The following is a 14,899-nucleotide window of genomic DNA, read 5'->3' on the forward strand; positions in this document are numbered from 1 at the left end:
GGCCAGTACTTCATAGGTACTGGCCTTTTCTATAAAACTAAATTAACTCTATTGTGGATAACCTGGGTTCTGTGGGTAACCGCCCAAAGTTCTATCAATTTGATCCTGTGGGATAGGTCTAACCGTATGATAATCTTCAATATTTGGTGCACCTTGAGGGTTAAAATCTTTAACACGCTCTACCAGTTTACCTGTTCGGGCCAAATCCCACCAGCGATAACCTTCACCAGCTAATTCACGTGCCCTTTCATCCAACAAGAAATCGATATCAACATCTCCCGCATTAACTTGAAGTGCAGCTTCTTGACCTGGCCACGCAGCCCTTGTTCTAATCACGTTGATATCTTCGGCAGCACCTGCTGCATCATTCTGCTGAAGTCTTGCTTCTGCACGCAATAAATAAGCGTCTCCTAAACGCATAAGGATAAAGTCTCTCTGACCCTGCTCTTTTTGGCGGTCTGGCCTAGTATCATCTATCCATTTGTTCATAGGAGGAAATAATCTCTCTGTATATTCTTCATCAGTAATCACGATATAGGGCACCCCATCTTGTCGCGATTGTGGCCATAAATCATTACGCATGGGCCCTGGTATAAAAATAGCTGTATCACCAACGGACAAAGCAGCTCTAGCCGGCTCTCCTGTGTCCGGATTGGCCTCTATTGCAGGTTCGTCCTTGTTAGCAAAAAACACATGCTTAAACGATTTGTCGTAACGTGAATCAACATCTCTATCCCATAAAGACAACATAAATTCTGTAGGTCTATGTCTTTTCCAAGGTCTACCGTTAGCGATATCTCTAGTCATACCTCTGCGCACATCGTACTCCATCAAGAAATACAGGTGCCATTTATGTCCATTTTCATCAATACCACTATCAACTTGTGCTTTAGAATTAGGTATAGCGTAAATCACTTCACTATTCTCTTGGTTTGCAATATCCCATAACGCTGCGTAATCATCTAGAAGGGCAAAACCATAATCGTTAATAACGGTGGAAAACAGAGTCTCGGCCCTCGAGGCATCAGTTCCTTCAGAAAAACCAGTATAACTTCTGGTCAATAACACTTTGGCCAGCAGAAATTCTGCAGCGGGTTTTGTAGCTCGACCATAATTACCTTTATAGGGCTCCTCGCCCAAGTTGGCAATTGCGAACTCCAAATCTGGTATAATCGCTTGGGCATAGATTTCAGACTGTGGCGTTTTATTTGCCTCAATTTCAATATCAGTTGTTTCTTCCAAGCTTATGTGTGCATCACCATAAGTGGTAACAATATTAAAATAATACAATGCCCTTAAAAAACGAACCTCGGCCAAGAGCGTTGTCTTTTCACCCTCGTCCATTTCAACTTCCGCAGAACGGTTAATTACTCCATTTGCCTGATTAATGCCCCGATACCAAATGTTCCATGCATCCCTGATATAAGATGATGCAGGGTTTAAACTCGTATCGTAAAAATTAAAGTATTTATGCCCACCATCTGCTCCATTGGTCCAAATATCCGTACCAAAGGTGGTCATTGCCGCACCCATCTCTTGTCCGTAGAACTGTTTTAAAAGTCCGTAGTTAGCGGTAACCGCATCTTGCAAACCATCTTCCGTGGTATAATAAGAAGCTGCAGATACATCTGTAACCAACTCCTCTTCTAGATAGTCATCACACGCATTGATTGCAAAGCCAAGGGCCAGTAACCAAACTGTATATATTGTTCTTTTCATAATATCCATATTATTTTTTTTATAGGTCTCCATGATTAAAATGTAGCACTTAATGTTAAGGAATACATCTTATTACTAGGAACTATCCCTGATCCCAAAGAGCTAGCTCCATTTTGCTCCTCTGGAAGGTTTATCCTAAAAGGACCGGCGTTATCATCTGTCTCTCCCACCTCAGGATCAAATGTCTCATAATCGGTAATAAACCAAAGGTTCTGACCTGAAAGCGTAAACTTCAAGCTTTCCATACCTAACTTATCCGTAATGGAGTTAGGCAAAGCATACGAAAGTGAGATATTTCTAAGTTTAATAAAACTACCATCAAAATAGGTAAGGGTAGATCCATTTCTAGGGCTCTCTTGATTCTCGTTCGGTCTTGGATTGGCATTGGTAGGGTTGTCAATCGTCCAATAATCAACATCTAAGTTGTTATATCGAGCAAATAGCGAATTGTTACCAGCATGAAAACCAGACTCAATAGTCTGCCCCTGACGGAAATAGAAGAATAATCCTAATTCTACACCTTTATATGAAAATCTATTGGTTAAACCTCCATAATAATCTGGAGTGTCCGTACCTAAAATTTGCCTATCTCCTGGATCAATATCACCGCTATTATTGGTATCTTGAAGTTTGATCTCACCAGGCACTTTTTGCTCCATAGCATTCGCCAGGTCTACCTCATTTGCCTGGTAGATTCCTATTTTCTTATAATCATAAAAAACTTGAATCGGCTCACCAATAAACCAAGAGTTACCCACATCATCTATTGGGTTTCCATCCTCATCTTTTAGAGCTAACTCTGTAATTTGTTCACGATAACCAGCTATATTAAAATCCAATTTCCAAGAGAACGCTTCTGGGTTATCAAAAATCTTGGTACTAACTGCAAATTCTAGACCTTGTGTACGGGTCGACCCTATGTTCTGCAGTATACTTGGATACCCTGAGGTTGCAGGTAAACTTCTATCCAAAAGAATATCTTCCGTATTGGTACGGAACCAATCTACAGTACCACTTACGCGGCCATTGAAAAGTCCAAAATCCAATCCAATATCCACAGTTTTAGAAACCTCCCATCCCAAATTGGCGTTAGGTATTTCCGATAAGCCAAAACCAAGCACACCCTCTTCGCCATAAGCATAAGGAATTACTCCAAGCCTACCGGCTGTCTGGTATGGGTTAACTGAAGTATTACCGACCTCACCATAAGAAGCCCTCAGCATCAATTGCGAAACAGAACTGTCTTCTAAAAAGGCTTCTTCTGAAAGTCTCCAACCAACGGAACCACCTGGGAAGTAATTCCATTTATTTCCCTCAGCCAGTCTAGAAGAACCATCCGCCCTAAGTGAAGCTTGAAAGAGGTACTTACCACCAATATCATAATTTAGACGTCCCATAAAGGAGGCCAATGTCCACTCAGTCAATCTCGAGGCTACATTTCTATTGGCTGCAGATCCTAAATTATAGAATTGCTGTGACTCATAAGGAATTCCAGTGGTTTCCGCCTCGGCGATTTCCGTACGTGAACTCTGAACACTCTGCAACAAAGTAACTTTCAAATTTTGATCGGTAAAAAGCTCCTTATCGTAAGTCAGAATGTTTTCAATCGTATAGGCATAGTTATCTGAGTGGGTAATAGTAGCATCACCTGGTCCTCCACGGTTATCATTGGTCAAACTACCTCTAAACTGACCTCTTCGACCCAAGCGAATATCCGGGCCAAAAAGAGTCTTCCATTGCAGACCATCGGTTATGTTGATATCCAAAGCTATTGGCGCAAAGATGCGCGTCCATTTCCGTTCATCAATATAGGCACCGTCGACCAATTCATTTAACGGATTGGTACGAATACCATCATTGGTTGGCAAAAACCTCAACTCTCCCTCTGCATCATAGGGCACACCTAACGGGTTGTTGGCCAAGGCTTCACCCATTGTAGCATTGGAGCCCCAGTTTTGAATGGAATGTGAAATTAAAAACGAGGCACTTATCTTAAAGATATCATTGATTTTATGATCCAAATTCAACCTGCCGGAAAAACGTTCGTAATCTTGATTACTAATAATACCTTGTTCTTTAAAATAACCAACGGAAGAATTAAAATTAGTATTCTCTGATCCACCGCTCACCCCAACTTGATGATTCGTCTGGTAACCAGAGCCCAAAACCAAATCAAGATAATCTGTTGACCTACCTTGTTCCAATGATTCCAACTCTATAGGATCAAAGAACACCTCACTATCAGCAGGTATAGTACCGTTCCAATTAGGATCTGCATCGGTAGCACCCGTTCTTCTTGCCTCCCTTTTCATAGCCGCATATTCTTCACCGTTCATCATATCTACAAGACGTGATGCAGAAGTAATACCGTACTGGCTACTATACTTGACCTGCGTTTTCCCTACTCTACCGCGGTTGGTGGTCACTAAAATAACACCGTTCGCACCACGGGACCCATATACAGCCGTAGCAGCCGCATCTTTAAGAATCTGCATAGAGGCAATATCTTGCGGGTTAATATCAGACATCGATTCAGAACCATCGATTAAAGGAATACCATCGACAACATATAAAGGATCGTTCGAAGCGGTTACGGATCTTCTACCTCTAATACGAACGGTAGAGGTTTGACCGGGTCTACCACCCCCAGCTTGAATATCTACCCCTGAAATCTGCCCCTTAACGGCATCAATGGAACTTGAGGTCTGTACGATACCTATTTGCTCTGCATCAACAGAGGCAATTGCCGCGGTTACTTCACCTTTTTTCTGGGTACCGTAACCTACAACTACCACCTCATCTAAAAGAGCAGAATCTTCTTCTAAAGTAATCGATAGGTTTGATTGATTGTTAATAGCTACTTCTTTCGTTTTATAACCGATATAGCTCACCCCTAAAGCGGCCGAACCTTCGGCAGCAATAGAAAAATTACCGTCGAAATCGGTTGTGGTACCACGAGTAGTACCCTTTACAATAACGCTTGCACCTGCTAACGGAACTCCGTTAGTATCAGTTACCGTACCCGTGACCGTCGCTTGGTCAGGTACCTCATTTGTAAGAGCATTAAGGTCAGCAACTGCGTAATCGTTTGCATGACCGGAAATAATGGGAACAACAAGTAAAACAGTGAATAAAGCCCTGAAAATCAGATTAGAGAGCGCATCACAACTTGTACCCACTATACGTGTAGTGATTTTCATGTTGTAGTTAGTTAAAATGTTAGTTACTTAAAATTTAGATTGGGAAGAGTTTAATCGCCAATAATTGACGAAATCGATTTAGTTTAGATCATCTCATAGACTCATTTTTTTAGTTCTTAGAATTTGTTTTTTATTCTGGTTGCCTCAGAAATAACTTAAAGCAAGTAGTGAAAAAATCACACTCGCTACTAACGAAAATAGGTTTACGTTTTCATTTACACAAATAAAAGTTAAAAAATATAAGCCCTAAATTATCAACTCTCCACCCTAACTTTTCAAATATTGCCACATCAACAATTATTTACCTAAAAGCCATGTTCTATTTGGATTTTACTAAAACTCAAAAATTAGACTTGATTTTTTTTTCAATAGAAAAATTGCAAACAGCCGACCAGTAGGGGTCTATGAGAGGACGATGAAAATAATGTTAAAGAAAATATAAATCTTACCAGATGTACTTGCGGATTAACACATCGTGCAACCGATTACATTTTTAATTTTCAATTGTAACAAAAAACAATTGTTTTGTGGAGGTCAAAAAAAAATTAAAAAGTGGCTGGTAAATAAGAATTGTCTTGTTAATTCTTTTATTTCTTTTGAACCAAACCTTTGGTGAACTCATTCAAAGTTTCAACCTTTTGCTCAAAATCACCTTTGATTGTCTTACGATATTCGTTCAAATTTTTGACCAGGTCATCTATATTCTCAGGAATGACATCTTCAAAAAATTGACGAAGCCGTTTCGCGGTAGTAGGTGATTTTCCATTGGTTGAAATTGCGATTTTAACATTCCCTTTCGTCACTATACCCCCCATGTAAAAATCACATAAGGGCGGGTTGTCGGCCACATTAACCATAATACTTCTAGTTCTACAATCATTATAAACAAGTTCATTCACCTCTGGCCTATCAGTTGTAGCAATTACAATATGCTTTTTATCCAAATAAGAGCTATCATAAGAAGCCCTATGCATTACAATATCATATTCATTCGCTAAAGCAATAGTGTCTTCCCTATACATCGGTGCTACCATATCCACTTTGGCATTAGGGCTCGATTTCAATAAAAAAGTCAACTTCTCTAATGCGACATTGCCGCCCCCGACAATCAATACCTTAAGTTCTGAAACTTTTAAAAAAACGGGGTATAGTTCGTTACGCTCCATAGCATTCTAATTTTTCTAGAATGTAAGTTACGATACATAACTGAAAACCCTTTAAAAATCCTAGTAAAGACTTTCTATTGTCTCTATTTGTAACAATAATATTTGCATTTTGAGCTCAATTGCACTTTATTTGATGAAACAACACTACAACTCACTCAACTATTATGAAAAAAATTCAGATCTTTCTTTACCTTCAGCTATTTCTCCTCTCCACGAGCATTAGTGCACAAGAGCTTATTACTGGCAAAAATATCGCCGTGACCAATACTGAATCAGGAAAAGTTAGAGGTTATATTCATAATGGTACTTTTATATATAAGGGCATACCTTATGCAAAAGCTAATCGGTTTGAGGCCGCCACCAAACCAGATTCTTGGGAAGGCATTAGAAGTTCGACTACTTACGGCCCGGTAGCACCCTTAATGACCCCCACAACCTCAGTAAATGATGAGCCCGAGTTTGTCTTCGACCATGATTGGGGCTACCCAAATGAAGATTGCTTACGAATCAACATATGGACACCCGAAATCGACGATAATAAAAAACGGCCCGTTCTGTTTTGGATTCATGGTGGAGGTTTCACCGCAGGATCAAGTCAAGAATTACCATCGTATGATGGTGAAAACTTGAGTAAGCGAGGTGATGTTGTTGTCGTTTCTATTAACCATCGACTAAACGTACTGGGATTCTTAGACCTTTCTGCCTACGGAGATAAATTTAAACACTCGGCCAATAACAGCATTTTAGATATGGTGGCCGCCTTGAATTGGGTGAGAGTGAATATCGAAAATTTCGGCGGAGACCCCAATAACGTAACTATTTTTGGCCAGTCTGGTGGTGGTGCTAAAGTCAATACTTTAATGGCAATGCCAAAAGCCAAAGGGTTATTTCACAAGGCCGTGAACCAAAGCGGCTCGTTCAGAACCAACATCTTAGATAAGGAAGAAACACAGGCTATCGGGGCAGAAGTTCTATCTATACTAGACCTTAACACTGACCAAGTAGACAGTCTGCAAACCATACCTTTTGAACAACTTAGCAAGGCTGGTACACAAGCCTTAAAAAATGTGGCTGAAAAAATGAAGGCGGAAGGTAAACCTGCTATTGGCTTCGGACTTAATTGGGGCCCTAGCAAAGATGGTATCGACCTTCCCTATTCGCTATTTTCTCCAGAAGCTTTTGAACTATCTAAAGATATTCCTCTTTTATTGGGCACCACCAAGAATGAATTTGCACCATTTGCCAATATGAGGTTTGTTGATGCATCGGATGAAGAAATTATGGCACACATAAAAAAAGAATGGAAAGATAAATCGGATGATTATATCAAAGCTGTAAAAAAAGCATATCCTGATGATACAGAAGCAAAAGATTTATTGGATGTAGATACCATGTTTAGACCTGGGGCCGTAGTTCAGGCCAATGGAAAATCAGCATTGAAAAATGGTGCCCCCGTTTATATGTATTTGTTTACTTGGCAATCGCCTGTATTTAACGGCAAATACAAATCACTTCATTGCATGGAACTACCTTTCGTATTCGATAATATTGAAAGGGCCAAGAATATGACCGGTGGAGGAGATGCCGCTCATCGACTTGCTGAAAAAATGAGCCTAGCGTGGATCAACTTTGCAAAAACCGGTGACCCTAACCACTCAGGCCTACCAAAATGGCCTAAATATAACAGCCAAAACACGGCAACTATGCACTTTGATACAATCTCTGAGGTCAAACCTCAATTAGATAAGGAATTGTTCAAATTATTTGAGCAAAAGTGATGATTTATGACCAAGTTCAGGATAAAGGTTCTGAAAATTATTTAAAAAGTACGATTTGAACTTCTCAAAAGAACTACTACATAAAATGTACGGGAGAAGAAAGCATTAAAAAATATAACATATCGGGCTTTGCTTCAGACCTTAGAAACCTATAAGCTCTCTTCATCTGCGTTTTAACGGTATTCACTGAAATGCCATTGTTTTCTGCTATTTCGGCATAACTCTGCCCGTAAATCACGTATGAAATAAATATATTTCTGCGATTTTCAGGCAGTTTTGTCAATAACTCTTGTAACTTCTTTCTATTTCCGGTCTTTTCGAAAGGCTTTAATTCATAAGTATCTGTATGGCCCAATTCTTTTATAAGAGACTCTTCCTTTTTGTTTTCTCTCAAATATTGAATACTTAAATTCTTTATGGCCTTTACGGCGTAAGCCTTAAACGATGTAGAAATTCTAATAGAGTTCCGTCTTTCCCAAAATGAAATAAAAAAGTCTTGAACCACATCTTTGGCAACTTCGTGGTCTTTAACAATAGTCAAAGATACCAAGCACAAATAAGTGTGATTGTCTTTAAAAAATAACTCTAATTCGTCTACATCTAAGGGTCGTGACTGCATTTTCTATGGAACTTGAAGTACTCGAACTTAATAAAAAATTCAAAGATATTCGTCTTTCTTTATTCAATAGTATTCATTTTCGCGCATCTAGAGAAGGTTTAAAAAGTTTTTTGTTAAAAAGATAAATATCTGTCACCCTAATTTAGAATTTCAACAACATTATAAAAACAAACCATAGCAAATGGCAAACAGCGAAAAATTCAAGCTGGCTTTAAAGCACATCAAGAAAACAGGTAAACTCGATACTCAAAACTTGAAAAACCTGTCTAATGATGAGAGACAGATAATATACACGCTATACAACAAAGGTTTGTTGGACGAGTCATCAAGATTGATTGAGAGTCTAGATTCTGATAAGGATTGGAATGCTATAAAAAAAGAATTGCCGGCTAGTGAAAAGCAGGTTATGCCTATTTGGAAATCTGTTTTGAAGTATGCAGCAATTTTTGTCGGATTAGCGACTACTTTCTTTTTGATTCAACAGGAAGAGAATATAGCTGAACCTGCCCCTCTATTTGAAAAAGCTATTACCCTTAAAATAGGTGAGAAGAGTTTAAAGGTCATAAATGAAAACGATAGCCAAAATATCATTTCTTCTAATGGTGAAGTTATCGGAACACAAAAGGGCAACACATTAAGTTATAATACCAACTCTAAAATAGATGAGCTAACCTATAATGAACTTGAAGTGCCTCTCGGTAAAATTTTTAATGTTGAACTATCAGATGGTACATTGGTTCATTTAAATTCAGGAACTAAAATTAAATACCCCATTAAGTTTCTTCAAGGTGACAATAGAGAAGTGTTCATTCAGGGCGAAGCATATTTCAAGGTAGCAAAAGACACCCGGCACCCCTTTATCGTCAATGCAGATGCAGTTGCAGTTGAAGTTTTGGGAACGGAATTCAATATAACTTCCTATCCTGAAGATCATGTAATCAAAACTGTTTTAGTCGAAGGTTCTGTAGATATGACAAACAGCTATGCACCGAACGAAAACACTATTCTCAAACCTGGCAACAAAGGCAGTTGGCACAAAGTAAACCGCAAAACCAAAATTGAAGAAGTTGATGTTGAAATGTACACAGGCTGGATTACCGGAGAGTTAATATTCAGAAATTTATCCTTCGAAGAAATATCGACAAAGCTAGAGCGTAGATACAATATTATAATAGAAAACAACAATGCTCAACTCGCCTCTAAAATCTTGACCGCTAGGTTTAATGTCAATGTGGAAAACATTGAAGATATTTTAAAATCTCTAAAACAAATTACACCCTTTAATTATCAAATTATTGATAGAAAAATTTTAATCGATTAATAACCCATAAAAATCTGTTGCCTATGAGATAAAGCATTCACTAGGTCGTCTTACACACTAACCGGCCAATATTTATGAGAAAACTAAATAACCTAAACAAACTAACAATGAGAAAAAACCTTCTGAACCATTCGCTAACTCGGTTCTCCTTCAAATTCTCAATAAAATTGATACTTTCAATTCTATTGACCCTAACCCCATTATATGAGGCAAGTGCAAACTCTTACAGTCAAAATACCGATTTAAGTCTCGATTTTGATGATGTAACCATACGAGAAGTCTTTAATGAAATAGAGGCTACCACAGAATTTAGGTTCATGTACGAAAGTGGTCAAATTGACCTTCAAAGAAAAATTACTATTCATGTTGAGAAAATAAAAATTGACCAGGTGCTAAACCATTTATTCGGTGGCACCAACATCAAATATCGTACGGTCAATCGGCAGGTTATCTTGACAAAAAACAAAGAGGTACCTGAACCAAGCGAATCAGGTGCAATTATTAATAAGACACCTATCAAAAACAAAGTACAGCAAGAAGTCACGGGTATAGTTCTAGATATGGATGGCCAACCCCTACCTGGAGCCAATATTCTTGAGAAAGGAACTACGAATGGTACACAGACCGACTTTGATGGAAACTTTACGATTTCTGTTGGCGATGATGCCATATTAGTGTTTTCATACATTGGTTTTTCAACCAAAGAAGTACCGGTCGATGGGCAGACCAATCTTTCCGTTAGTATGTCGGAGAATGCTGCCAGTCTCGAAGAAGTGGTATTGGTTGGTTATGGAACTCAAAGCAGGGCCAAAGTTACAGGAGCGATCAGTTCCGTTGACGGAGAAGGACTGACCCAGCGACCCGTTACCAGTGCCGCCACAGCATTACAAGGTCAGTCGCCAGGTCTTACCATTCAAAACAATGGTGGTGCACCAGGTGTCGAAGATGTAGGTATCAGAATAAGGGGTATCGGAACTCTGAACAATTCAAACCCATTGGTATTGATAGATGGTATCGAACAATCGCTTAGTTCTGTAGAACCCCAAAACATCGAATCCATATCTATTTTAAAAGATGCGGCCTCGGCTGCAATTTACGGGTCTAGGGCCGCAAATGGTGTAATTCTAGTAACTACAAAAAGAGGAGCTTCTAAGGGTACTACCTTAACCTACGATGCCTTTGTAGGTGTTCAAAACCCAAGTTTTTTTCCTGAGAAAGCCGACACCGAGTCGTGGTTAAGGCTAGAGAATGAAGCCCAAGTAAATGCAGGTGGTACGCCTACATATTCTGAAGAGTATATTCAAAATGCAGTTGCGGGTACGAACCCGTACGAATTTCCATGGGCCAATTGGGAAGATGGCATATTCAACGAAAGTGCCCTAATGCAACAGCATGCCTTTTCAATTTCAAGTGGTGGCGAGAGAGGTAAAATATTCGCCTCGTTGAATTATAATGATTCCGATGGTATTCTTCAAAATTTCAATAACAAAAGAACCACCATGCTCATCAACGCTGATATGTATGCCAGCGATAAATTAACTTTTAAAATGGGGCTTATGTACAGAAATGGTAATTTCTCTGGCCCGGGCCATGCCATAAATTCATCAGGTGTTGCAGGTCAACAAATTGTACAAGGTCTTCTTCATATCAATCGTAACGTCGTAATGGCATACCCAGATGGCACTTATGATTTGGTATCAGGGTATTGGAACCCACATGCGATGGCCAATGAAGGAGAAACAAGCATGATTTCCGATGATGTTGTTGCCCAAGGCGGTTTCGAGTATCAGGTGACCGAAGATCTCTCATTACAAGGTAATGTCACCTATAAATTAGATAACGAATCGACCTCTCGGTTTATGAACAGTTTAGCTGGTATGACCAACTATGTAACTGGCGACCCGGTTGCGGTATCGGGTTGGTTTGCCACAAACGAACTAACAGAAACCAAAAATACTACTAGAGAACTTAGTCAAAGGTTATACCTTAACTACTCCAAAAGATTTGATGTTCACGATGTCGAAGCATTGGTGGGTTACGAAGAAATTCATAACAAGTTCAAGAATGTTAGTGCAAGCCGACAAAACTTTTTCAATAATGACCTAAGAGACTTGAATGCAGGTGCCGTAGACAATCAAAATATCAGCGGCTACAATCAAGAGTGGAGGTTACGCTCATTTTTTGGCCGATTAAATTATTCTTTCGATGATAAATATTTGATTCAGGGTAACCTTAGGTATGATGGATCTTCAAGATTTGGCGATGGCAACAGATGGGGGCTCTTCCCGTCGATTTCCGCTGGATGGAATTTAACCAATGAAGAATTTATGCAAAATCTTGTAGAAGATTCTTTTGTGAGCGGCATTAAACTGAGAGCTTCTTGGGGTCAACTCGGTAACCAAAATATCGGTCTAAACCGATTCAGTAGCACCTACAACTTAGATCAAGGTTATCAATTTGGTGGTAACGTGGTTTCTGGTTCGGCCATTCGAAATGCGGGTAATCCGAATATTACCTGGGAAACCTCCACCATGACCAACCTAGGTCTTGATGCAACATTTTTGAATAATAGACTCTCATTGGTAGCCGAATACTTCTGGAAGTATACCGATGATATTCTACTTGATTTACCTATATCATCTACGATCGGTGTTAACCCTCCAGTACAAAATGCCGCCGCCGTTTCGAACAACGGCTATGAAATAGGAATTAACTACCAAGGAGCTTATAAACCAGAAGACGGGTTCAACTATTCGATAGGTCTGAATTTTACCGATGTAATCAACAAAATTGAAGACTTGAATGGTGCCGGTCCGTTTTTTCCTGACAATTTTTCAATCTGGACAGAGGGTCATTCTATCAACACTTTACGAGGTCTTACCTCTCCCGGCCTATATAGAAGCAATGAAGATTTGGCCGAATACCCAGCTACCATACACCCAAGTGTAGGTATCGGAGACATTATTTATGAGGATGTAAACGGCGACGGTCAAATCACCCAATCTATCGCCCCTGGTGGAGATCAAGTTATAATCGGCAACGAAGATCCGCGTTACGAATTCGGGTTCAGATTTGATGCTTCCTATAAAGGTTTCGATTTCTCCATGTTTTGGCAAGGTGTCTTGCAGAAGCAGCATTTACTTGATGGTGCCATACCTGAAGGCCCTGCGTTTCAGAATTTCATTCACAAAGAAATGGCTGAACGCTCTTACCACCCTGAAAGAAACCCTAATGGTGATTGGCCATTGGTCACTTCAGGCAACTCATGGAACATCGTAAAATCAGATTTTTGGCTAATTGACAGCAAATATGCCCGACTCAAGAACTTTCAATTGGGCTATACTTTTAAACAGGATATTTTCTCAAAACTCAGACTCTATGTTTCAGGAGAAAATATGCTTACGATCACTTCCCAAAAATTGTTCGATCCTGAAACTCCTAGAGGAAGAAGTCAATTCTTTCCTCATACGAAAACAATGAGTGTTGGTCTAAACGTGGTGTTTTAAGAAATAAAAAAGCTATTATGAAAAACTTAGATATAATTAAAGGATTAGTATTAATGGCCTCAGCACTATTCTTTGGCTGTGCTGACGGCCTAGACGAAGGGCTTGATATAGAACCTACGGGTGCTGTTTCAGAAACTGTTTATTGGAGTTCTGAAAGAGATGCTGTTTTGGCGGTCAATGCAATTTACAATGAACTGGATAATACCCAATCGGTAATAGAATTTGACGGTATAACCGATATAGGCTTTCGTTCGGCATCGAACGTGCCCACGTTTAATGATGTTCGACTGGGTGAAATAGACCCTTCAAATGCAACGATAACTGGAATTTGGGAAAGGTACTATCGAGGTATTCGCAAATCAAACGATGTGCTTGCAAATATTGACCGTGTAGAAGATGGCGACCCAAGCACTATGGCTCGGTTAACGGCCGAAGCTAGGTTTTTAAGAGCCTATTACTATATGCAACTTTCAAGTCTGTGGTGTAATGCGCCACTCATTTTAGAACCTTTAGATGTGAACGATCAACGCCCGACCAATTCTAAAGAAGAATTAGTGAATTTTGTTATAGATGAATTAGACGCTATCATTAATAGTGAAGCTTTGCCCTTAAGCTACAATAATGATAACTTGGGTAGGGTTACGCAAGGGGCTGCACTCGCAACCAAAGCTAGAATAGCTATTCGCAATAATAGATTTGAAGAAGCAAGGGATGCCTCGTTGGCGGTTATGGACCTAGGCATCTATAGTTTGTACCCTGACTATGAAGAACTTTTTCAATCGGCCGGGCAAAACTCTTCAGAAATAATTTTTGATAGACAATATGCAGTTGGGGGAAGCACCTATAACAATTTTGGGTATTCTGCAGCTTCGATCGGAGGCAACTCTACGGTAGAACCGATGATGGGTCTTTTTGAGAAGTACGAATATATCGGACCTGAAAATCCTGATGACCCTTATGAGAATAAAGATCCCCGCTGGGCATACAATGTGTACTATACCGGTCAACCTATAGGTGCCAACACCTATAACTCATGGCCAACAAGTGCTACTCCAGATCGGGTAAGCGGTAGTGAATGGGCTACTTTATACGGCTACAACCTTAAGAAGTGGGTTGACTACGAAACCTTTGTAGAAAACCCGAGTTTGGGAGACGTGAACATGATTTTAATCAGATATGCCGATGTTCTCTTAATGTATGCCGAATCTAAAATAGAGCTCAATGAAATAGATGCATCGGTATATGATGCCATCAACCAAATTAGACAGCGACCTACCGTAGAAATGCCCGCGATTACCGAAGGTAAATCACAAGCTGAACTCAGAGAAATAGTCCGCGATGAACGTGTTAAAGAACTTGCTTTTGAAGGCCTACGTTTGTTCGACCTCAATAGATGGCAACTTGGTGAAGAAAAAGTCGGTCTTCTTCAAGGTATGTTCTATATTAATGAAAGTTCAGGAGAATGGGAAATTCTTGACTATGGTCAAGTGGCAAAATTTAATCCAGATCGTGATTATTGCTGGCCCGTTCCTCAAAAAGAAATGGATATAAACGACGTAATCACACAAAACCCAGGTTACACAAACTAAT

At 39.6% G+C, this 14,899-nt stretch carries 8 protein-coding genes; 4 read left to right on the forward strand and 4 right to left on the reverse strand.

Annotation, left to right across the window (positions count from 1 at the left end):
- Nucleotides 1-48 precede the first annotated feature (48 nt).
- From IV512_RS14790 to IV512_RS14800, 3 genes are all read right to left on the reverse strand, one after another.
- A complete protein-coding gene (locus IV512_RS14790; RefSeq protein ID WP_209404706.1) occupies nucleotides 49-1,719 on the reverse strand; it encodes a RagB/SusD family nutrient uptake outer membrane protein in 1,671 nt (556 codons plus the stop codon).
- Between the two features lie 35 nt (nucleotides 1,720-1,754).
- Nucleotides 1,755-4,919 carry a TonB-dependent receptor gene (locus IV512_RS14795; RefSeq protein ID WP_209404708.1) on the reverse strand — a complete coding sequence of 1,055 codons (3,165 nt, stop codon included), beginning with the start codon at nucleotides 4,917-4,919 and terminating at the stop codon, nucleotides 1,755-1,757.
- A gap of 587 nt (nucleotides 4,920-5,506) precedes the next feature.
- Nucleotides 5,507-6,085, reverse strand: coding sequence for a bifunctional precorrin-2 dehydrogenase/sirohydrochlorin ferrochelatase (locus IV512_RS14800; RefSeq protein ID WP_209404710.1), 579 nt, complete (start codon nucleotides 6,083-6,085; stop codon nucleotides 5,507-5,509).
- Between the two features lie 164 nt (nucleotides 6,086-6,249).
- On the opposite strand from IV512_RS14800, the gene IV512_RS14805 reads away from it, so the two are divergent.
- Nucleotides 6,250-7,863, forward strand: coding sequence for a carboxylesterase/lipase family protein (locus tag IV512_RS14805; RefSeq protein ID WP_209404712.1), 1,614 nt, complete (start codon nucleotides 6,250-6,252; stop codon nucleotides 7,861-7,863).
- Between the two features lie 76 nt (nucleotides 7,864-7,939).
- On the opposite strand, the gene IV512_RS14810 is transcribed toward IV512_RS14805, so the two are convergent.
- Entirely contained in the window at nucleotides 7,940-8,482 is a 543-nt protein-coding gene (locus IV512_RS14810; RefSeq protein ID WP_209404714.1) for an RNA polymerase sigma-70 factor, read from the reverse strand.
- 181 nt (nucleotides 8,483-8,663) lie between these two features.
- On the opposite strand from IV512_RS14810, the gene IV512_RS14815 reads away from it, so the two are divergent.
- The 3 genes from IV512_RS14815 (at nucleotide 8,664) to IV512_RS14825 (ending at nucleotide 14,898) form a co-directional block, all read left to right on the forward strand.
- On the forward strand, nucleotides 8,664-9,803 hold the full coding sequence (locus IV512_RS14815; protein WP_209404716.1) for a FecR family protein: 1,140 nt from the start codon (nucleotides 8,664-8,666) through the stop codon (nucleotides 9,801-9,803).
- A gap of 107 nt (nucleotides 9,804-9,910) precedes the next feature.
- Nucleotides 9,911-13,309 carry a TonB-dependent receptor gene (locus IV512_RS14820; protein ID WP_209404718.1) on the forward strand — a complete coding sequence of 1,133 codons (3,399 nt, stop codon included), beginning with the start codon at nucleotides 9,911-9,913 and terminating at the stop codon, nucleotides 13,307-13,309.
- A gap of 17 nt (nucleotides 13,310-13,326) precedes the next feature.
- Nucleotides 13,327-14,898 carry a RagB/SusD family nutrient uptake outer membrane protein gene (locus IV512_RS14825; protein ID WP_209404720.1) on the forward strand — a complete coding sequence of 524 codons (1,572 nt, stop codon included), beginning with the start codon at nucleotides 13,327-13,329 and terminating at the stop codon, nucleotides 14,896-14,898.
- Nucleotide 14,899 lies beyond the last annotated feature (1 nt).

This window comes from Pseudozobellia sp. WGM2 (assembly GCF_017810075.1).
GTDB lineage: Bacteria > Bacteroidota > Bacteroidia > Flavobacteriales > Flavobacteriaceae > JADNYK01.

Excerpts from the sequence above, each read along its gene's own strand:
- IV512_RS14815 (WP_209404716.1), top strand. The coding sequence starts at position 8,664 with ATGGCAAACAGCGAAAAATTCAAGCTGGCTTTAAAGCACATCAAGAAA.
- IV512_RS14790 (WP_209404706.1), bottom strand. The coding sequence starts at position 1,719 with ATGAAAAGAACAATATATACAGTTTGGTTACTGGCCCTTGGCTTTGCA.
- IV512_RS14805 (WP_209404712.1), top strand. The coding sequence starts at position 6,250 with ATGAAAAAAATTCAGATCTTTCTTTACCTTCAGCTATTTCTCCTCTCC.
- IV512_RS14795 (WP_209404708.1), bottom strand. The coding sequence starts at position 4,919 with ATGAAAATCACTACACGTATAGTGGGTACAAGTTGTGATGCGCTCTCT.
- IV512_RS14825 (WP_209404720.1), top strand. The coding sequence starts at position 13,327 with ATGAAAAACTTAGATATAATTAAAGGATTAGTATTAATGGCCTCAGCA.
- IV512_RS14800 (WP_209404710.1), bottom strand. The coding sequence starts at position 6,085 with ATGGAGCGTAACGAACTATACCCCGTTTTTTTAAAAGTTTCAGAACTT.
- IV512_RS14810 (WP_209404714.1), bottom strand. The coding sequence starts at position 8,482 with ATGCAGTCACGACCCTTAGATGTAGACGAATTAGAGTTATTTTTTAAA.
- IV512_RS14820 (WP_209404718.1), top strand. The coding sequence starts at position 9,911 with ATGAGAAAAAACCTTCTGAACCATTCGCTAACTCGGTTCTCCTTCAAA.